We start from the raw sequence: 20,689 nt of genomic DNA, 5'->3' as shown, positions 1-20,689 counted from the left end.
AACGATTCTTAAAGATTGATGTTCATTAATTCAAGGAATAAATACAATGGCTTTAAATATATTAATGGTACTTACTTCACATGCTGACTTAGGCGACACTGGCGAGAAAACGGGTTTCTGGGTAGAAGAGTTTGCAGCACCGTATTACATATTCAAAGATGCGGGTGTAAATGTCACATTAGCTTCTCCATTAGGCGGACAGCCTCCGGTTGATCCAAAAAGTGAATTGGAAGACTTCCAAACGGCAGCAACTAAACGTTTTGATGCTGACAGCGAAGTACAAAAATTAATTGCTAATACAGTAACATTATCATCTGTAAATGCAGACGATTACGACGCTGTATTTTACCCAGGTGGTCACGGACCATTATGGGACTTAACAGACAATACTGACTCAATTAGCTTGTTAGAAAGCTTTGTAGCACAAAATAAACCTGTGTCTGCGGTATGTCATGCAACGGCTGCGTTGTTAAACGTGAAAGACACTAATGGTGAATTTTTCATTAAAGGTAAAGAAATTACTGGTTTCAGTAACAGCGAAGAAGACGCGGTACAATTACGTGAAGTGGTACCATTTATGTTAGAAGATGAAATTGTTAACCGTAAAGCTCAATACCAAAGTGGTGCTGACTGGCATCCGTTTGCTATCCAAGATGGATTAGCAATTACCGGTCAAAACCCAGCAAGTTCAGAGTTAGCTGCGGAAAAATTATTAACATTCTTAGCAAAGTAATACGCTTAGCTAATCGATTGTCGGTAAAGTTTAGAGTACGCTGTTTATAAGTACGTCAATTTTCAATATAGACAGGATGTGTAGTCGCACGATTGCACATCCTAATTTAAGGATACATATGTTTAATTTTAGTTTTGAAAACACAACAAAAATTCATTTTGGTGAAGGTAAAATAGCCGCATTAAGTAAAGAAATACCAGCTAATGCCAATGTGTTATTTGTTTACGGTGGCGGCTCAATTAAAACCAATGGTGTTTATGATCAAGTTGTTGACGCTTTAAAAGATCACATATTTGTTGAATTTTCAGGTATCGAACCAAATCCAAAGTACGACACATTAGTAAAAGCCTTACCTATCATCAAAGAAAACAATATTGATTACATATTGGCTGTTGGCGGTGGCTCTGTGGTTGACGGCGTTAAGTTTATTGCGGCAGCTGCATTTTTTGAGGGTGACGAACCTTGGGATATTCTTGCTAAACAAGCACCAATTAACAAAGCATTGCCAATTGGCGCTGTGCTTACATTACCAGCAACTGGTTCTGAATCTAATATAGGCTCAGTAGTGACTAAAGACGGTAATAAACTTGCGTTTATGCATCCTTTAGTTCGTCCAAAGTTTGCGGTATTAGATCCAAAAGTAACCTTGTCTTTATCTGAACGCCAAGTAAGTAACGGTGTGGTAGATGCGTTTGTTCATACTATTGAGCAATACTTAACGTATCCGGTAAATGCAAAAGTACAAGACCGCTTTGCAGAAGGCTTATTGCTTACTTTAGTTGAAGAGGGTGAAAAAGTATTACAGCCTGAGTACAACAAAGACCTAGAAGTACGCGCTAACATTATGTGGGCAGCGACGATGGCATTAAACGGCTTAATTGGTACTGGTGTTCCTCAAGACTGGACCACTCACATGTTAGGTCATGAGTTAACGGCTGAATTTAATATCGATCACGCTCGTACGTTATCTATCGTATTACCCGCTGTGATGAAAGTATGTAAAGCTGACAAACACGCTAAGTTAGTTCAATACGCAGAGCGCGTATGGAATATTACAGACGGTTCTGACGAACAAAAAATTGAACAAGCGATTGCTAAAACAGAAGCCTTTTTTGTGGCGATGAAAGTGCCAACGCGCTTGTCTGAAGTTGACGTAGATGCATCAAAAATTGATACTTTAGTGAAACGTTTAGAGCAACATGGTATGACTCAATTGGGTGAACACCAAAAAGTAACACTTGATGTTAGCCGTGAAATTTATCAACTAGCACTGTAGGAGTAGGTTGTTTATGAATTCATTACAAAGCAATTCAATTAACAGACAAGTCACTTTGGCAGCTCGTCCAAATGGCGAGCCAAAACCATCTGATTTTAAATTAGTCGAAACGGCTATCCCGACAATCAGTCAAGGTCAGGTTTTATTAAGAACGGTATATTTATCGTTAGACCCTTATATGCGTGGCCGTATGAGCGATGCTGAGTCTTATGCTGACCCAGTAGCGATTAATGGCGTTATGGTTGGTGGTTCTGTTTGTCGTGTAGAGCAAACATTAAATGACAACTTCAAGCAAGGTGACTGGGTTGTCGCATTTGGTGGTTGGCAAGATTATTGTGTATCTGACGGTGTTGATTTATTAAAACTACCAGAGCAGCTTGCACAAAAATCTTATGCGTTAGGTATTTTAGGTATGCCAGGCTTAACGGCTTATATGGGACTTATGGATATTGGCCAGCCAAAAGAAGGCGAAACAGTAGTAGTTGCAGCAGCAACGGGTGCAGTAGGTAGCTTGGTTGGACAAATCGCTAAACTAAACGGTTGCCACGTAGTCGGTATCGCTGGTGGTGCTGAAAAATGTGATTACGCCGTTAACCAACTTGGTTTTGATGCGTGTGTTGATCATAAATCAGCAGGCTTAAATGACGCTCTAAAACAAGCTTGTCCAAATGGTATTGACGTTTATTTTGAAAACGTAGGTGGTGCGGTATTTGATGCAGTACTTCCATTATTAAATACTAAAGCAAGAGTGCCATTGTGTGGTTTGATTTCACAATATAACGCAACATCATTACCTGATGGACCTGACAGAATGGGTGCATTAATGGGCCGTTTATTGGTTAAGCGTATTAAAATGCAGGGCTTTATTGTATTTGATGATTATGGTCATCGTTACAGCGAGTTCAGTGACGCTATGTCGAACTGGCTACAACAAGGTCAAATCAAGTACAAAGAACATTTAGTTCAAGGCATTGAAAACTCAGCAGACGCTTTCATCGGTTTATTAAAAGGTGAAAACTTTGGTAAGTTAGTTGTGCAAGTTGGTTCAGAGAACTTAGCAGGATAACTATACAGAGCTAATTATCAAAAGCTCTAAGCAAAAAGCACTCGTCGAGTGCTTTTTTTATGCCTTAATTTTAAACAGTGAACAAATAAAATCCTTTGTTTCCATATTTCTTGCATACTTTTGTTTTACAGTATTTTTAGATTGAAATAGCGTTAATTAAAAGCGTAAGTACATAACAAGCAGGGCTGTTTATATGAAGAAGTATATTGTTTGGGTTTTAGTATTAAGCTCTATTTTGAGTGCTTTGGTAACCACATCGGCTAGGTCAAAAGAGCATCTTATGGCAACCATTATAGGTTCAGGCTCGCCTTTGTATAACGAAGATAGAGCAAGTGCCAGTGTGCTTGTTTCTTTAGGGAACACTCGAATATTAGTTGATATGGGTAATGGCGCACAAACTAACTTAAATAAATTAGGTGTCCAACCTCGAACTTTATCCGCTTTGCTTTTTACTCATCATCACCTTGATCATAATGAAGAGTTTGTTCCTATATTAATAAGCTCCCTAATGGGAAGAAATGACTTTATTATTGTTGGTCCTCCAAATACTAAAAAGTTAACCCAGACAAGCCTAGAGCTATATGAAGAAGATATTTCTTATCGGTTAAACAAAACCCAAAGAAGCTTAGCTGAGCGTAAAAAGGCGTTTGAAGTAAAAGATATCCTTGGTGGTGAGTCGTTTAAAATAGGCAAAATCAATGTCAGTACGGTAAAAGTGCCACATACCATACACACTATTGCATATCGCTTTGATTATGACGGGCAATCTATCGTGATCACCGGCGATCTTACTTATGCTGAAGACTTACCTGAGTTGGCCAAAAACGCAGATTTTATGATCATCGACTCTGGTGGCATGATCATGACAGGTGGACGTAATAACAGACCAACGGCTAAAAAAACAAACAAGGCTGGTGGCTCTAAAAATACAGGAACAAACTCTCAGAATAAAAGTTCCAAGCGCGTGAGAGCACATTTAGATTTAGCGGATTCAAGCTTACTTGCTAAACAAGCTAAGGTTAAAAACTTAGTGTATACCCACTTCACACCCGGTGAGATTGACCAAGAGGCCAGCTTAAAACAAATTCGTAAAAACTATTCAGGTAATGTGATTTTTGCTACTGATTTAATGTTAGTAAAAGCTAAGGACTTTAAAAAAACAGATGACAGCATGAGTTCACCTAAAGGCGTTACTTATAGAGGCTCTGGTTCTTATCAAATTGCGGATACGGGACAAAAGACATTTTATAGCACACACCAAGTGATTTCAGCTCCAGCAGAAGGGGATGCATTTTTTGGTCAAGACGCGAGTTACATTATTAGCGACCCGTCTTACACAGATAACAACAATGGCACCATTGCCGACAATGTAACTGGCTTAATGTGGCAACAAGATTTAACTGAAAAGTTAACTTATGAGCAAGCGCAACAGAAGGTGAAGAACTTCAATCTAGGAGGTTACAACGATTGGCGCATAGCTAGCGTTAAAGAGCTTTATTCTCTTATTCAATTTACCGGAACGGTTATGGGTGAAAAAGCAATCACGCCTTTTATTGATACCGGTTTCTTTACTCAGCCGCTTGGTGATAGTAGCCAAGGTGAGCGTGAAATTGACGCGCAAGTTTGGAGTAGTACTGAGTACGTCGGCAAAACCATGAAAAATGATGACACTGTATTTGGTGTGAATTTTGTTGATGGTCGTATCAAAGGTTATCCAAAATATAATCCACGTACGCATGAAGCCAACAAAATGTATTTCAGGTTTGTCAGAGATAACAAAGACTATGGTAAAAACAAATTTGTCGATAATAACGACGGCACAATTACCGATACAGCAACTGGCTTAACATGGCAAAAAGCCGACAGTGCTCAAGGCATGAACTGGCAGGATGCGCTTGAGTTTTCTAATAATCTAGAATTAGGCGGGCACGACGATTGGCGTTTACCAAATGCCAAAGAGCTGCAAAGCATAGTGGATTATTCTCGTTCGCCAGAAACCTCAAATTCAGCAGCGATAGACCCTATTTTTCAAACATCTTCTATTACTAATGAAGGCGGTGAAAAAGATTATCCTTATTACTGGAGCTCAACAACACACCTTGATGGACGAGTGCCAGAAGCCAACGCTGTTTATATTGCCTTTGGTAAGGCGTTAGGGGAAATGCGTGGTCAAACAATGGATGTACATGGTGCTGGCGCACAACGCAGCGACCCCAAAACCGGTGAGGCCATGTCAAGAGGCCCACAAGGTGACATGATCAGAGTAAACAATTATGTGCGCAGTGTAAGAGGTGGCGTTGTAGATAGTCAGGTTTTTGAAGAAATGAACGCGACTTATTCTGACAGCGAGAGCCGTAATAACACTAGCAGAGCAAACACTAGCAGAGCAAACACAAGCAGAAACGCAAACTCTGAAACTAAACCTGCAGTCAAAAAACGCCCGCTATCAGGTAGTAATAGATTTATAAATCGATTGGATAAAGACAATGACGGAAAAGTCTCAAGTACAGAGTTTAAAGGGCCGGCTAAAAGATTTACCCAATTTGATCGTAATAATGATGGTTACATAAGCGCAGATGAAGCACCAACAGGGCCACCTACAGAGAAGAAAAGCTAAGAGCTTGTTGTAAATGAAAGGCGTAGAGTCATATAACTTAAACAAGATGCTTAAAAGTAAATATCAGTTTAGTTTATGGCTAAATTGGTGTTGAACCAGATATCTAGGTCATTCATCTGGTTATCTGTATTTTTCAATATATTTTTAAGGGTATAGTGAGCCATCGTATTAATTATTCTAAATAATTAAATTTCAGAACCGCTAAATTGGAATATTAGATGAGCATCAAATACCTTTATACCGTCAGTTTATTACCGCTTTTCATTGCAACCCAGTCGTTGGCCGGCGATATCTCTACTATGCCAACTGCTGCTTTTGCAGATAATCAGCAACTACATAAAATTGCCAGTGAGATATCGGCAATTCGTATAGAAACTGACATAAAAAAATTAGTCGGTTTTGGAACTCGCCATACTCTGTCTGAAACAGAATCTGATACAAGAGGAATTGGTGCGGCACGACGATGGATTAAAGCAGAATTTGATAAAATATCAGCTGAGTGTGGCGGTTGTTTAACAGTTTATTATCAGTCAGAAACGATAAGTGGTGAAAAACGTATTCCAAACCCAACAGAAGTGGTAAGTGTTATTGCCATTCAAAAGGGTCAAACCGACCCAAGTCGTTACGTTGTTATGTCTGGTGATATTGACTCCAGAGTTTCAGATGTGATGAACTTCACCGCCGATTCTCCAGGAGCCAATGATAATGCGTCTGGCATTGCAGGTACAATTGAAGCCGCACGAGTATTATCAAAATATAAGTTTAACGGCAGCATTATTTATGCAGCCTTATCTGGTGAAGAACAAGGTTTGTTTGGTGGAAAAATAATGGCCAAACAAGCAAAAAAAGATGGCTGGCGCATCAAAGCCGTATTAAACAATGACATGATTGGCAACATTCAAGGCGTTAACGGTGTAATTAACAATACAACAGCACGACTCTTCTCTGAAGGTACTCGTCCAACAGAGACAGACAAAGAAGCCATAACACGCCGTTTTACAGGTGGTGAAGTTGACTCGCCAAGCCGTAATTTGGCTCGTTATGTTGACAAAATTGCTGACCAGTATATTCCTAATTTAGACACTATGATGATTTACCGATTAGATAGATTTGGCCGTGGTGGTCATCACAGACCGTTTAACCAAGTTGGTTTTCCTGCAATTAGAATTATGGAAACAAACGAGAACTACAATCGTCAACATCAAGATTTAAGAACTGAAAACGGCGTTAATTACGGCGATACAATTGACGGCGTAAACTTTGATTATGCAGCTAAATTAACCTCGCTTAATGCTGTGTCTTTAGCGTCAATGGCGATGGCTCCAACGCCGCCGTCAAATGTCAAAATTGAAGGTGCTGTAAAACCGGATACCACACTTTCTTGGACACTCGCTTCTGCATCAGAAAACCCTCAACTGGCGGGGTACAAAATCTATTGGAGATTTACCGATTCGTCACAGTGGCAATTTAGCCGCTCGGTTGGCAAAGTGAGTGAATTTACATTAAAAAATGTGGTGATTGATAATTACTTCTTTGGTGTAGCAAGTGTTGCAATCGATGGCACTGAAAGCCCAGTTGTGTTTCCTGGTGCTGCGGGTAGCTTTGGCAACTAGGCAGATAGATGGTAGTGAGATAAACACTTAAATAAATTTTATTTAACCAAAAGCACTCATTGAGTGCTTTTTTGTTAATGTAGGTAAAAAGCATAAATCAGTAAATAATTTTGATGTTTGAGCTTATCTGCCAACCAGTATATAAATTAAAATTTCCCTACTCGACCTAAAACTCACAAATATACTAAACTGGTTTACAACTAGCAGTAAACTAAACTAAATGATATATACTAGATATATTCAAACTTTCATTGAATTTTTAGACACTTATATAATCGCTCTAATGTGGTTAAGTTGGGGTAGGAATGAGGTTATCGATATTGTACAAATACACTTTGTTTTTAGCAGGCGTTTTTGCTTGTATATCAAGCCAAGTGAAAGCCAATGACTTAAGTGTTGAATTCAGTGGTTTTGCTACATTGAGCATGAGTTACAGTGATGACTCTGATATAGGCTTTAGTTCAAATTATCTTAATGAGAGTGAAACTGGCTTCTCATTTAGCCGTGACTCTATCCTAGGCGGCCAAGCAAATATCACTATAAATAATAATTGGGATGCCGTTGTTCAAGGTATATACCAAGACCGCTCAGCAAAATATTTCAATAACTTCTTAGAATTAGCTTTTATACGTTATCGCCCACAACGTAATTGGATTATCCGAGCGGGCAGAATGAACAGTGATCTTTTCCTTCTATCTGAATACCCTTATGTAGGATATGCCTATTTATGGGCTAGACCTCCTCATGCCTATTATTCTTTTGCATCTACGGCCGGACACTACGACGGTGTGGATGTAGAATATAATAATCAAATAGATGATGGTTTTTTACGAGTTAAATTAGCGTTAGGCACAACAACCCCCAAATTAACGGCCGGCGACGAACAGCTTACTATTACCTTTGACGACTTGTACATATTAAGTGCTGTGTATATCAAAGATGAGTGGACGTTTAGAGCTGCGACGTCTAAGTCTGATGTGTCAAATTTTGAATCTATGCCGTTTAATACACTAATTGATAGTTTAAACACGATTGCTCCAAGTAATATATGGCCTCAAGCGGCTCACTTTGCCCGCGGTTTCGAACATCAGCATCACAGCATAAACTATTCTGCGTTAGGTTTAGCATACGACAATGCGAATTGGTTAATTCAAGCTGAAGCTGGCAAGACAAAATCAGATTGGATGGTGGTGCCATCTAATAATAGTGGTTATGTAAGTGTGGGGTATCGAGTAAATGAAATGACTTATTTTGGCGGCTTATCTATTGCTAAAAATAAGAAGAATACACCAGAGATAGTCACTCCAGAATCATTAGCCTATTTACCTGAAGCGGTTCAATACGCCACAACTGAATTAATTGAAGTTACAGAATATGCAGTAAAGCGTACTATCGTTGATCAAAAAAATGTAAATGTTGGAGCTAAATGGTATTACTCCGACAAAGTAGTATTTAAAGTTCAAGCCGATCACTTTATTATCGAGCCAACAGGCGGTGGTTTATGGGACATAGCTCCTGAGTTAGGTATTGATGTTGAGCACAATGTTAATTTAATTAGCTTTAGTGCTAGCTTGGTATTTTAACCATGAAGTTAATACGATTTATTATCCCAGTATTATTACTATTTAGCTTATATACTAACGCTCAAGATTTAGTGGTTGTGGTTAATAAAAGTAATACAGTCAATGATCTATCAAAACGAGAAGTGATAGATATTTATATGGGGCGTTATGTGACATTCCCTGATGGCGAAAGTGCTAAACCGTTTGATTTACCGGCGAAGTCAGAATTGAAAAATGACTTTTATTTGAAACTGGTTAATCAAAATGAACGTAAAATTAACGCATATTGGGCTAGAGTGCTGTTCTCAGGGCGAGCCAAACCGCCTGAGTCGGTACAGTCTATTAATGAGGTTCTTAGTCATTTACAAAACTCTGAATCGGCTATAGCCTACATCCCTGAATCAGAAGTGACCGATGTTGTTAAAGTGGTGTATAGATTAAATGAAAATTAGTCAAAAACTTTATGTACGAGTTGCATTATCCATTGCCATTGTGGCTTTGTTGGTATCCCTTGCAACGTCTCTTTTTTCCTATATTTCTGGATTAGAGGAAAGGAAAACAACCAATTATACTTTAGTTAAACAGCTTGCTCAGACCATGCAAAAAACGGCAGCGATATCTGCTTATTTAGTTGACCTTGAACTTGGTGAAGAGATCAGTAACGGTTTGTTAAGTAATGACTTAGTTAAAGGGGTTAGTTTATCTGGTGATGCGCAAATGCTGATCACTCAGGGAGATATAAATAACGTATCTGAACAAGTCTCTATTCAGCTAATGCATCCTTTTATTCCTGACACTAAAATAGGCATGCTAACCTTATATCCTGACGATATTTATATTCAGCAACAAGCCCAAAAAGCCAGTGAAAAAGAAGTGTTATTAATGATGGTTCATTCCATTATTATCATCTTTTTTGTGTCACTTGCGGTAAATCAACAATTAAGTCGTCCACTGCAAAAATTGACAGATGACTTCGCTAAAATAGACCCAAGTATGCCGCAAACAATGCAAATGCTTAGTGTAAAAAAGCGAGGGAAAGATGAAGTTAGTCGACTAATTAAGGGGATTAACTCCTTAATGCGTGCATTACAACAAACTATCCGTAATGAAAGAGAGTTAAGAACTAAAACTCAAGAATTAGAAGCTCGCTTTAGATTGATTTTTGAACAGGCTAGTGCCGGTATATGTTTGGTTGACGAACAAAATATGATCACAACCTACAATCCGGCATTTAAAGAGCACTTTGTAGAAAACGGCAAGACAGAAATGTCTTCGTTAAATTTCCCCACCTTATTAAACAATTCAGACAAACTGCAAAGCTTGCTGCAAGTGATAAGAGAAAAAGACAACGTTGAACAACTCAGTCTCGATATTGAATGCACAATAGGTACACAAACAAAATGGTTGCACTGTTTATTTGCTAAATTAACCGAGCAGCGTGATACGGTTCGTGAAAATCAAGAAACTCTGATAGAAGTTATTTTACATGACGTAACTGAACGTGCAGAAAAAGAATTCCAAACCCGATTTGAAGCCGATCACGACGCATTAACCTATTTATTAAATAGACGAGCTGGAGAAAGAGCACTTAATAATGCATTGTCTGAATGTATTTCAAAAGATCATCAGCTTGTACTTATGATGATTGATTTAGATAAATTTAAGCCGGTTAACGACAATTTGGGGCATGAAGCCGGTGATAAAGTCTTAATCGAAGTGGCACAGCGCATAAAAAGTCGTTTTAATTTAGATACTGATATTTGTATTCGTTGGGGAGGGGATGAATTTGTCATCGCCAGAGAAATCAAATTGTCGGAACAAGAAAGTGCGCTAAAACAAGCCCAGTTAATGCTGCAAGATATTGAACTTCCAATCCAAGTTAATGATGATACAAGCTGTAATGTTAGCGCTTGTATCGGTTTCGTTGTAGGTCCAAATGATGGAGAAGCTCTGCATGAACTTATGGTGAATGCTGATAACACTATGTATCAAGCAAAAGAAAATGGCCGAGGGCAAGTCGCTATTTTTAACAAAGTATAGAGCTGTAGGTTGAGATTAGTTAACTTATCTTATCTATCACCTGAACTAACTATCACTAAACCTAGCTACCACCAAATATTAGAGCCGTCTAATGAGCTTTTAAAGTAATGATTTTATATGTCACCATCTTATAAAATAGCCATCTTATAAAATAACCATCTGATACAATAATGACCCCTAATTAACTATCGCCAGGCGCATTCAATACTGAGTGTCCACTTTATTCAACGCTACGTAAGTAAAGGTATACCAACAATGTTAAATATTACCGATAACGCACAAGAGCAAAAAATCCCAGCCTTTTTTAGATTAGGCTTTAGGTCTATGTTTTTGTCAGCGGCTATTTTTTCTGTGACCGCGGTATTGATTTGGTTGTTGGCATTGCATGGTTCAGTTGAATTCTCACCGTTTAACAACATTCTTTGGTGGCATGGTCACGAAATGTTATTTGGTTTTGTATCTGCAATCATAGTGGGTTTTTTATTAACGGCGGTACAAACTTGGACTGGGCAACCTGGCTTACGAGGCTCGGCTCTATTAGGCCTTTGGAGTTTATGGTTATCAGCCAGATTATTATTGGCTATTAACCCTGCCTTTATTTCTCCGGTAATGGTCATGTTAATCGACTTAAGCTTTTTACCTATTGCTGGCTATTTTCTAGCAAAACCTATTCTGCGAGTAAAACAGTATAAAAATATGGTGTTTATTCCAGTGCTACTGCTACTTAGCCTATGTAATGGATTAACGTATATTGAACCTACAAACGGATTGAGCGATTTTTTTAGGCATGGAACTTATGCAGCGGTTATGTTCATTTCATTAATTATGACCATAATGGGCGGGCGAGTAATTCCATTTTTTACCGCAAGTGGAACTAAAACGGTTAAAAGAGAAAATATACAATGGATTGAATGGTTAAGTGTCATAAGCGTAGGTTTATTGGCTTTTTCTTTTTTGTTTAACTTAGCGTCATCTAAAGAGTATTCAGTAATTTTATCTGTTTTATTTTTAATCGCCGCACTGACTAACTTTATTCGATTTAGCCGCTGGCGCTTTTTCTCAACAATTAATATCCCTTTGTTATGGAGTTTGCAGTTATCTTATTTATTTATACCAATAACATTTTTACTGTTAGCGCTGCATTATGCTTTTGGGGTGTTTAGCTTAAGTTCGGTTTTGCATGGCTTAACTATTGGCGCTATGGGCAATATGGTATTGGCAATGATGGCAAGAGTATCGTTAGGTCACACAGGACGTCCATTAAAGGTAAATAAATTTGTTGTTAGTGCTTTTGTTGCTTTGTTAATAGCCGCGAGCCTTAGAGTTGTTGCTGGTATGTGGATTAATGACAGCTATTTATTGTTAACGTCCATGTCTGCTGCATTTTGGGTGTATAGCTTTACGGTGTTTAGTGTTATTTACTTCCCAATTTTAACTCAAGCGAGAGTCGATGGCAGACCAGGATAAAGATTGCTGTTTGAATGCTTTGTTCTTTCAATTAGCTTCGTTTTTAATTAAATTTTATTTCGAAGTGAACTCAATCCCTAAGGAAACTGTGTGAAAAAATTTATGCTTTGGCTTTTATTCACAGCGCCAGCAATAAATGCGACTACATTTGAGCAAGAAATTATAGCCGCTTCAATTGAAAGAACGACGCATCAAGTTACTTATGATGGTTCATATATATCCATTGCTTATCCAAATGGTGATGTACCTAAAAATATTGGTGTTTGTACCGATGTGGTTATTCGTTCTTACCGAGGAATTGGTACGGACTTACAACAACTTGTTCATGAAGATATGCGTGATAATTTTTTGTTATATCCGTCTAAGCGAATGTGGGGCTTAAAAAGCACAGATAAGAATATTGATCATAGAAGGGTACCTAATTTACAAACGTTCTTTACTCGACATGGTTCGGTATTAACCACGTCTGCGGTTGCAAGTGATTATAAGCCAGGCGATATAGTGACTTGGATGGTGTCGGGAAATCTTCCTCATATTGGTATCGTCATCGACCGTATTAATCCCAAAACAGGCAACCCTATGATAGTTCATAATATTGGTAGCGGTCCTGAAATTGAAGATATGCTGTTTAATTATAAAATTACAGGGCATTATCGATACGTGCCAGCAAAGTATAACGAGCAAATTAACTAACTTTTATTTAGTTTGGAGGTTTTATGTCTTTTGAAAGAATTATGGGATTAAACGTTTTTGACGATGAGATATATCAACAATATCGTGAAAATATGCTGCCAATTCTTAAAGCTTATGGCGGTGAATTTGGCTTCGACTTTACAGTCAGTAAGGTATTAAAGTCAAAAACTCAAGCTCCTATTAATCGAGTGTTTACGCTTGATTTTCCAAGCAGAGAAAAAATGGATGCATTTTTTACTGACTCTTCGTATCTTGAAGTCAGATCTAAGTATTTTGACAATTCGGTTAACTCAGTGACAACCATTTCAATTCACGAGTCTTTATAATTATCTATATAAATAAGCCCTAAGCTAAATATTCTTGGGGCAAATTGTTCTAATCTCACTTTAGTTAATATACAGTCACGGCACTTCAAAGAATCCTCTTGGCTGTCAGTTAGTATATTTAGTGCTGCTTAGATTCAGTAGCAAAAATTAATAAGGAATGTGTGATGGACTCACATCGTAATGAGCTGATTAACCTCATTGAAAACAATCTAGTCACGGATGAAAATCTAGATGAAGCCGTTACATTGGCTAACATTATCCCTAACTCTTCACGTTGGTTAACCTTCTTAAATCAATTGTTTTTGTGGACTGGCAGCATCGCGCTTGGCCTTTCCATGCTTTTCTTTATTGCCTTTAACTGGTTGGAATTTGGTCGTTTTGCCAAATTCGCTTTGGTTGAAGTGAGTTTAGTCGGGGCTATAATTTCTTATCTAATATTAAAAAAAGAGTCCTTGTTGGCAAAAGCATCTATTACCGTGGCGGCTATTTTTGTTGGCGTTTTATTAGCTTTGTTTGGCCAAACTTATCAAACAGGAGCCGATCCTTGGCAGCTATTCTTTATCTGGGCTTGTTTAATACTACCTTGGACAATGACAGCACGATTTTCAGTGTTGTGGTTAATATCCATAATCCTAATTAACGTCGCTTTTATTTTGTATATCGATGCGCATAACAGATTGTTTTTTCTACATTATGTTCAAGATGTTATTTTATGGGGCTTGTTTGCCATTAATTTTGTTAGCTTAATTGTATGGCAGCTGGCCAGTGTAAAGTGTAAATGGTTACAAGATGGTTTTTCTATGCGACTTATTACGGTCACGGTGGCCATTTTAATTACAATTCTTGCGATAATTTCAGTGAGCGAAGGCAATATGTTTAGCAATTTAGCCGTACCTATGTGGGCTATTTGTATGGGGTTGGGTTATTGGCTTTATCGTTGTAGAACCGTTGAACTGTTTATACTAGCGATTGGCTGCCTGTCTGGGATAATGCTGATTGCTACATTATTTATAAATCTTTTATTTAATGGTAGTGAAATTATAAGTGCATTTTTGTTACTAGCGTTAATTATCGTAGGTCTTGGTGCTTGTTCTGCTTGGTGGCTTAATTCAGTGCAAAAGTCGACTAAAGTAAAATCATTTGAGCCAGTCAGGGTCGAACAAGACCGGGCCGAACAAGAGCCATTGCAAGAACACGTTAACAAGGAAGTTCAACATGAGTCAGAGTAATTCATTATTAGCTAAGTTAAAAAATGCAGGACTCGTGCAAAACAATGATGCTGACGACATTCAGTCGCAACCGTTAACATCGCCTTGGTATATTAAAACGCTATTGGCTATTTCTGGTTGGGTGGGTGCTGTATTTTTCTTAGGTTTTGTCGGCTTGTTAATGGCAGATTTATTTAATGATCTGTTTGATGAACAAGCTATTGTTGGCATTGTTGGTGGGCTTCTCATTGTGGTGGCTTATTTTATAATACGCATACCTAAAAATGAATTTTTTGAGCATGTAGGGTTAGCCGTCAGCTTAGCAGGGCAAGCCTTAGTGGTATTTTCCATTGTTGGTGGCAGAGAGCCAGATAGTTGGCTTATTGTCGGTGTTTTCCATGCGCTATTAGCTGTGATCATGCCTAATTTTGTTCACCGTGTTTTTTCTTCGGCTTTTGCTGCAATCTCATTTGAGGTCGGGTTTCAAGTAATAGGCATTCCTTATGTGGTTAGTTCAGTTGTGCTGGTACTGCTTGTTGTCTTGTACACACGTGAATTTAAAACGATTAAGTCTTATCAAAAGGTTAGTGGCTTGGTTTATGGATTAACCTTGTTCTGGTTAACCATACATTGTGTAACTGAACTCGACTTATGGCTTTTTACTGTTTTATCTAGCGATGTGGAACCGTTATTTAATTTTCCCTATAGCGTGTCTCAAGGCTTATTTGTATTTGCCATTATGTTTAGTGTTTGGAAAGTCATTCCATGTATGACAAAAAACAGTCAAAGAAGATTACCTAATAAGGCTACTAAGGTCACGAAAGACACTAAAGCCACTGTGATAGCGCTCGGCGGGGCTTTAGTGTTTTGTCTGTTAACGATTAAGTCCACAGGGTTCTCGGCGGCGGTGGTTATTATAATACTTGGTTTTTCTCGTTCTAATCGCGTGTTGATGGGCCTAGGGATCTTCGCGTTATTAGGTTTTTGCTCGGTTTATTATTATTCGATGGAGCAAACCTTATTGTATAAATCTGGGGTTTTTTTGGTCGTTGCGATTGTGATGTTAACGGCGCGTTTTGTCATCGTCCGTTTTTGGCCGCTGATTGAAGAAGATGCGGTTGAAGAAAGCTATGCCGAAGAAGATGCTGTTGAAAAAGATGCAGTTAAAATAAATACGGTTGAAGGTGTTTAATATGCGTAAATTAGTTGCCGTTATCACCTTAGTTTTAGTACTTGGTGTTGTGAATTGGTCTATTTATAAAAAAGAACAATTGTTAGAAAATGGTCAAATTGTGTATTTGCCACTAGCTCCTGTTGATCCGCGTTCTTTAATGCAAGGCGATTACATGGCGCTGCGTTTTGCCATTGTCAGTGATATTGAGACCGCTCTAGAGCAAATACAAGACAAGGACAGAGAAAAAGACAAAGAGGATTATAAAGGTTATAGAACGGCTAGTTTTGACGGTTTTGTCCAGCTTTCCCTTGATGAAAATAAGGTTGGTTCGTTTGTTAGCGTCACTGAAAAAATTAACGATAAAGAAGCGGTCGTCGCGATGAAATTTAGACAACGTAACGGACGAATAAAAATTGCCACCAACGCTTACTTCTTTGAAGAAGGGACTGGGCCAGAGCTCGAAAGTGCCACGTACGGACAATTTAGAGTCGACACATCCGGTGATTTATTATTGGTGTCTTTAATGGATAAAGACTTTAATTTATTAGGAAAGTGATCGTTTAAAAATTAGTACTTATTTTTAATCTTTAATCTTTAATCTTTAACCATATTTGGGTTTTTAAATACTAAAAGCTGATTGATATTATGAAGTTACTTCATAGTGTTAATCGGCTTTTTTGCTTTTGCTACCCACATTCAATTCATCATAACGTTTTTTATTAATGGCTTTTATTTAACGGCTGAACCGCAGTGATTATGGCTTGTTGTTATGAATACGTATGCAAATCCCTAGGCATAAAGTAGTAGTCCCTATATTATCAAGCGCTAATTCTTGCGTAATCTAATGGGGCGTTTATGTCGCAGCAAAAACCTAGTTTAAACTTTTGGCAAATTTGGAATATGTGCTTTGGTTTTTTAGGCATTCAATTTGGTTTTGCATTACAAAACGCCAATGTCAGCCGAATTTTTCAAACCTTAGGTGCAAGTATTGACGACATTTCAATTCTTTGGATTGCAGCACCATTAACTGGTCTAATAGTTCAGCCAATTATTGGTTATTTAAGTGATAAAACATGGAATCACTTAGGCCGCCGTCGCCCTTATTTTCTTTACGGCGCTATTGTTACCTCTTTGGCTATTATCGTTATGCCTAATTCGTCAGTATTGTGGATTGCAGCAGGCACCTTATGGATCATGGATGCTTCAATCAATATTACAATGGAACCCTTTAGAGCCTTTGTTGGCGACATGTTACCTAAAAAACAACATGCGACAGGCTATGCATTTCAAAGTTTCTTTATTGGTATTGGCGCAATCGTCGCTTCAGCATTACCGTGGATTTTAACCAATTGGTTAGACATAAGTAATGTAGCCCCGCAAGGGGAAATATCTGACTCAGTGACGTATTCATTTTACGCAGGAGCCGTGGTGTTGCTTGCCGCTGTGTCATGGACTGTTTATCGCACTAAAGAATACTCTCCTGAGCAATTAGCGGCTTTTGAAAAAGCATCAACAGATTCTAAATTGGTTTATCAAGAAAAGCATCGTAGCGCTAAACAGTATTTAACTGGCGCAGCTATTTGGAGTTTAGTCGGTTTAGTGCTGTTAATGTTCATTTATACCAATAGCTTAGACAAAGAGTTGTATTTAGTCGCTGGCGGTTTGATTGCCTTTGGATTAGTTGAATTCATAACGGCGTTTATGATTAAACGCAGCGCCGTTAACAACGGTTTTTATCAGGTAGTTAATGACTTGTTTCATATGCCCAAAGCTATGCAACAATTGGCGGTAACTCAGTTTTTTTCCTGGTTTGCTCTATTTGCTATGTGGATTTATACCACGTCTGCGGTAACTAGCTTTCATTACGGTACATCCGATGCAACCAGTAAGTTATTTAACGATGGCGCTGACTGGGTAGGGGTTTTATTCGCATCTTACAATGGCTTTGCTGCATTAGCGGCCGTGTTTATCCCTTGGATTGTTAGCAAAGTTGGTTTACGTATGAGCCATTTGTTTAATTTAACTTGTGGTGCCTTGGGTCTAATTTCATTCTCATTTATTACCAACCCCGATCACCTGATTTATTCAATGGTGGGCGTTGGGATCGCATGGGCATCTATCTTGTCCTTGCCTTATGCATTGCTATCTAACTCATTACCGGCTCATAAAATGGGTGTGTATATGGGGATATTTAACTTTTTTATCGTTATTCCACAGTTGCTTGCCGCTAGTATTTTAGGCGTGTTGGTACGATACGCTTTTGATGGGCAAACAATTTATGCTCTAGTATTAGGCGGCGTATCGCTAATAATTGCTGGGATCTCAACTCTATTTGTTAGCGACGCTAACATTCAAACGACACCATCAAAATAATAATAGGAGTTTGTCGTGAATTTTAAACCTCGTCATCTAAAACCCAATCTACTTGTTATGGCATTGGCCAGTAGCCTTACTTTAATCGGTTGCGGTCAATCTTCAACAAACACAACAGAAGATACAGACGCGTTAGCGACTAAAAATATAATAGCACCGGGAGCGCCTGGTGCTGCTTCCACATGGGCTTATGCCGGTAAAAATGGTATTGGCACATCTTACGAAGCGTATAAAGACTTAAAATACACAGATGAAGCGGTAACCGGTAAAGTTTCAAAAGTTTGGTTCTCTTTAGCTCAAGGTATTATTACCGAAACCATGTTTGGTTTGATCCATGAGGCACAAATTAAAGATATGCAGTTTGTCGTCACGGGAACAGGCTTTGTTGATACTGAAAAAGATGACACTATTTCAACAATTGAATATTTGTATCGTGATGATCAAAACCGACCATTGTCGTTGGCTTATAAAATTGTAAACCAAGACAAAGAGGGAAAATACAGTATTGAAAAACATGTATTTACCGACCCAAGTCATAATACGTTATATGTAAAAACCTATTTCACGGCTAACGAGGCCAATATCACGCCTTATTTACTAGTAAACCCACATGTTAATAACAGTGGTAGTAACGACATGGCAGTGGCGTCTAAAAATAGCTTGTCGGCCAGCGATAACGGTTCTCATATTACGTTATTAAGTAAGCAAGGTTTTAAACAAACATCGGTTGGTTTTATTGGCGAGTCTGATGGTTTAACCGACTTAAAAGACGGCGTGATGGACTGGCAATATCAAAACACTGGAGAAATCGCTGGGAACGTAGGTTTAACTGCACAGTTTAATACGGTCAATCTTGATGGTAAAGGCAGCGCCACAGTCGAATTTGATATCACGTTAGGTTTTGGTTATAGCCAAACAGAAAGTCATGATGAAGCTCAAAGTACGTTAGAACGCGGCTATCAAGCAGTATTGGCACAATATAATGGCGAAGGTTCAGCCATAGGTTGGCAAGATTATTTGACTAGCCTTACTGGCTTAAAGTCGATGATCCCAACAACGACAGATAACGGACATTTATTACATGCTAGTGCTTTAGTACTTAAAGCCCAGGAAGACAAAACGCATGCTGGTGCATTAATCGCATCACTGTCTAATCCGTGGGGCGATTCTGTTTCAGCAGAAGTAGGCAGTACCGGTTATAAAGCGGTTTGGCCAAGAGATTTTTATCAGTGTGCTATGGCTTTATTAGCTCTTGGCGATACACAGACTCCACTGGTTTCTTTTAATTACTTAGAAAAAGTTCAGGTGTCGGACAAGGTTAAAGACAACAAAGGCGACGGTGGTTGGTTCTTACAAAAAACACATGTAGATGGCACTGTAGAGTGGGTTGGTGTGCAATTAGATCAAACGGCTATGCCAATCATGTTGGGTTGGAAATTATGGGACAGTAAAATTTTATCAGACCAAGAGTTAATCTCTTGGTATAACAAAATGTTCAAACCAGCGGCTGACTTTTTAGTTAAAGGCGGAACGGTAAATATCGGTTGGAATAACGCTAAAATCACGCCTCCAGTTACTCAACAAGAGCGTTGGGAAGAACAGTCTGGTCATTCACCATCTACAACCGCTGCAGTTATTACTGGGCTTGCAGCTGCGACTGACATTGCAAACTTAGCGGGTGACAAAGTAAGTGCTGCACTTTATGCAAAAACAGCCAAAGAATATGCCAACAATATTGAAAAGCTAATGTTTACCACTGAAGGTACTTTTTCTAAAGAGAAAGAACTTAACTCTGCGGCTACCAATAAAAATAATGGACATTATTATGTTCGTTTGAACAAAGACAAAGACATAAATGACGCTGAGAAATTGGGCGATAACAATGGTAAGCCTGGCGTAGATAAAAAAAGCGTTATCGATGGTGGTTTCTTAGAACTGGTTCGTTATGGCGTTCGTAGTGCTGACGATGCCGCTGTGGTTGATACCTTAGTAGAATATGACAGTCAAAGCATAGAAGATAATTTACGGGTTAAATATAACTTTAGTTTTGACGGTGAGTCGGGAGAATTCCCAGGTTGGCGTCGTTATGGTAATGACGGTTATGGCGAAGACACGCTAAAAGGCCGAGGCTATTTTGCGACGGGTAAAAACATAGAGCAACAGCGTGGTCGCGTTTGGCCGTTCTTTACCGGAGAACGTGGTCATTACGAGTTAGCGGCTGCAAATTTAGAGCAAAAAGATATTAACTCAGCCACTATGACTAAGTTACGCAATACTTATGTTAGAACGATGGAGCTATTTGCTAATGAAGGCATGATGCTTCCAGAGCAAGTTTGGGACGGGGTAGGTAATAACGATAAGTACCAATATAAGTTAGGTCAGGGCACTAACTCGGCAACACCACTAGCGTGGACTCATGCTGAATATATCAAACTACTACGTTCATATACTGATAAAAAAGTATGGGATAACTACAGTGAATTAACGCAAAAGTTTCAACGTTAACCGTTAACATTAAATAGTACTTAATAATAACAACGC

Annotated in this window: 16 protein-coding genes; all 16 read left to right on the top strand. The window is 38.6% G+C overall.

Features of this window, described 5'->3' with window-relative positions; all coding sequences use genetic code 11:
* Nucleotides 1–46 precede the first annotated feature (46 nt).
* Nucleotides 47–733 (top strand): type 1 glutamine amidotransferase domain-containing protein, encoded by a 687-nt coding sequence (locus BTO11_RS13535; RefSeq protein ID WP_105053091.1) that lies wholly within the window; start codon nt 47–49, stop codon nt 731–733.
* A gap of 118 nt (nt 734–851) precedes the next feature.
* Nucleotides 852–2,009, top strand: a complete 1,158-nt coding sequence (locus BTO11_RS13530) for an iron-containing alcohol dehydrogenase (RefSeq protein WP_105053090.1) — start codon at nt 852–854, stop codon at nt 2,007–2,009.
* A 13-nt stretch (nt 2,010–2,022) separates the two neighbouring features.
* Nucleotides 2,023–3,075: an NADP-dependent oxidoreductase gene (locus BTO11_RS13525; RefSeq protein WP_105053089.1), complete on the top strand. Its 1,053-nt coding sequence runs from the start codon at nt 2,023–2,025 to the stop codon at nt 3,073–3,075.
* Nucleotides 3,076–3,268: 193 nt separating this feature from the next.
* Nucleotides 3,269–5,692 carry an Lcl domain-containing protein gene (locus BTO11_RS16550; RefSeq protein ID WP_219846471.1) on the top strand — a complete coding sequence of 808 codons (2,424 nt, stop codon included), beginning with the start codon at nt 3,269–3,271 and terminating at the stop codon, nt 5,690–5,692.
* Between the two features lie 299 nt (nt 5,693–5,991).
* The gene (locus tag BTO11_RS13510; RefSeq protein ID WP_105053775.1) at nt 5,992–7,305 is read left to right on the top strand and encodes a M28 family metallopeptidase; all 1,314 of its coding nucleotides are present in this window, start codon (nt 5,992–5,994) and stop codon (nt 7,303–7,305) included.
* Between the two features lie 305 nt (nt 7,306–7,610).
* A complete protein-coding gene (locus BTO11_RS13505) occupies nt 7,611–8,888 on the top strand; it encodes a hypothetical protein (RefSeq protein ID WP_229793285.1) in 1,278 nt (425 codons plus the stop codon).
* Between the two features lie 2 nt (nt 8,889–8,890).
* A complete protein-coding gene (locus tag BTO11_RS13500; RefSeq protein ID WP_105053088.1) occupies nt 8,891–9,319 on the top strand; it encodes a hypothetical protein in 429 nt (142 codons plus the stop codon).
* The gene (locus tag BTO11_RS13495; protein WP_105053087.1) at nt 9,309–10,907 is read left to right on the top strand and encodes a diguanylate cyclase domain-containing protein; all 1,599 of its coding nucleotides are present in this window, start codon (nt 9,309–9,311) and stop codon (nt 10,905–10,907) included. Before BTO11_RS13500 ends, BTO11_RS13495 begins: the two co-directional genes overlap by 11 nt.
* A gap of 255 nt (nt 10,908–11,162) precedes the next feature.
* Entirely contained in the window at nt 11,163–12,374 is a 1,212-nt protein-coding gene (locus BTO11_RS13490) for an NnrS family protein (RefSeq protein WP_105053086.1), read from the top strand.
* Nucleotides 12,375–12,464: 90 nt separating this feature from the next.
* Nucleotides 12,465–13,067, top strand: coding sequence for a DUF1287 domain-containing protein (locus tag BTO11_RS13485; RefSeq protein WP_105053085.1), 603 nt, complete (start codon nt 12,465–12,467; stop codon nt 13,065–13,067).
* 23 nt (nt 13,068–13,090) lie between these two features.
* Nucleotides 13,091–13,393 carry a DUF1330 domain-containing protein gene (locus BTO11_RS13480; protein ID WP_105053084.1) on the top strand — a complete coding sequence of 101 codons (303 nt, stop codon included), beginning with the start codon at nt 13,091–13,093 and terminating at the stop codon, nt 13,391–13,393.
* A gap of 164 nt (nt 13,394–13,557) precedes the next feature.
* The gene (locus tag BTO11_RS13475; RefSeq protein ID WP_105053083.1) at nt 13,558–14,622 is read left to right on the top strand and encodes a DUF2157 domain-containing protein; all 1,065 of its coding nucleotides are present in this window, start codon (nt 13,558–13,560) and stop codon (nt 14,620–14,622) included.
* Nucleotides 14,609–15,793: a DUF4401 domain-containing protein gene (locus BTO11_RS13470; protein ID WP_105053082.1), complete on the top strand. Its 1,185-nt coding sequence runs from the start codon at nt 14,609–14,611 to the stop codon at nt 15,791–15,793. The genes BTO11_RS13475 and BTO11_RS13470 overlap by 14 nt, the downstream gene beginning before the upstream one ends.
* Nucleotide 15,794: 1 nt before the next feature.
* A complete protein-coding gene (locus BTO11_RS13465; protein WP_105053081.1) occupies nt 15,795–16,331 on the top strand; it encodes a GDYXXLXY domain-containing protein in 537 nt (178 codons plus the stop codon).
* A gap of 299 nt (nt 16,332–16,630) precedes the next feature.
* Nucleotides 16,631–18,148 carry an MFS transporter gene (locus BTO11_RS13460; RefSeq protein ID WP_105053080.1) on the top strand — a complete coding sequence of 506 codons (1,518 nt, stop codon included), beginning with the start codon at nt 16,631–16,633 and terminating at the stop codon, nt 18,146–18,148.
* A 57-nt stretch (nt 18,149–18,205) separates the two neighbouring features.
* Nucleotides 18,206–20,653, top strand: a complete 2,448-nt coding sequence (locus tag BTO11_RS13455; protein WP_105053773.1) for a glucan 1,4-alpha-glucosidase — start codon at nt 18,206–18,208, stop codon at nt 20,651–20,653.
* Nucleotides 20,654–20,689 lie beyond the last annotated feature (36 nt).

It is taken from the genome of Psychrosphaera saromensis (assembly GCF_002954545.1).
Taxonomy (GTDB): domain Bacteria; phylum Pseudomonadota; class Gammaproteobacteria; order Enterobacterales; family Alteromonadaceae; genus Psychrosphaera; species Psychrosphaera saromensis.
Note: the sequence above shows the minus strand (reverse complement) of the source record. Positions and strands in the feature narration are given on the sequence as shown.

What these genes read in the sequence shown, in the direction of transcription:
- BTO11_RS13505 (WP_229793285.1), top strand. Translation starts at nt 7,611, where the DNA reads ATGAGGTTATCGATATTGTACAAATACACTTTGTTTTTAGCAGGCGTT.
- BTO11_RS13465 (WP_105053081.1), top strand. Translation starts at nt 15,795, where the DNA reads ATGCGTAAATTAGTTGCCGTTATCACCTTAGTTTTAGTACTTGGTGTT.
- BTO11_RS13455 (WP_105053773.1), top strand. Translation starts at nt 18,206, where the DNA reads ATGGCATTGGCCAGTAGCCTTACTTTAATCGGTTGCGGTCAATCTTCA.
- BTO11_RS13490 (WP_105053086.1), top strand. Translation starts at nt 11,163, where the DNA reads ATGTTAAATATTACCGATAACGCACAAGAGCAAAAAATCCCAGCCTTT.
- BTO11_RS13480 (WP_105053084.1), top strand. Translation starts at nt 13,091, where the DNA reads ATGTCTTTTGAAAGAATTATGGGATTAAACGTTTTTGACGATGAGATA.
- BTO11_RS16550 (WP_219846471.1), top strand. Translation starts at nt 3,269, where the DNA reads ATGAAGAAGTATATTGTTTGGGTTTTAGTATTAAGCTCTATTTTGAGT.
- BTO11_RS13510 (WP_105053775.1), top strand. Translation starts at nt 5,992, where the DNA reads ATGCCAACTGCTGCTTTTGCAGATAATCAGCAACTACATAAAATTGCC.
- BTO11_RS13500 (WP_105053088.1), top strand. Translation starts at nt 8,891, where the DNA reads ATGAAGTTAATACGATTTATTATCCCAGTATTATTACTATTTAGCTTA.
- BTO11_RS13530 (WP_105053090.1), top strand. Translation starts at nt 852, where the DNA reads ATGTTTAATTTTAGTTTTGAAAACACAACAAAAATTCATTTTGGTGAA.
- BTO11_RS13495 (WP_105053087.1), top strand. Translation starts at nt 9,309, where the DNA reads ATGAAAATTAGTCAAAAACTTTATGTACGAGTTGCATTATCCATTGCC.
- BTO11_RS13475 (WP_105053083.1), top strand. Translation starts at nt 13,558, where the DNA reads ATGGACTCACATCGTAATGAGCTGATTAACCTCATTGAAAACAATCTA.
- BTO11_RS13470 (WP_105053082.1), top strand. Translation starts at nt 14,609, where the DNA reads ATGAGTCAGAGTAATTCATTATTAGCTAAGTTAAAAAATGCAGGACTC.
- BTO11_RS13460 (WP_105053080.1), top strand. Translation starts at nt 16,631, where the DNA reads ATGTCGCAGCAAAAACCTAGTTTAAACTTTTGGCAAATTTGGAATATG.
- BTO11_RS13535 (WP_105053091.1), top strand. Translation starts at nt 47, where the DNA reads ATGGCTTTAAATATATTAATGGTACTTACTTCACATGCTGACTTAGGC.
- BTO11_RS13525 (WP_105053089.1), top strand. Translation starts at nt 2,023, where the DNA reads ATGAATTCATTACAAAGCAATTCAATTAACAGACAAGTCACTTTGGCA.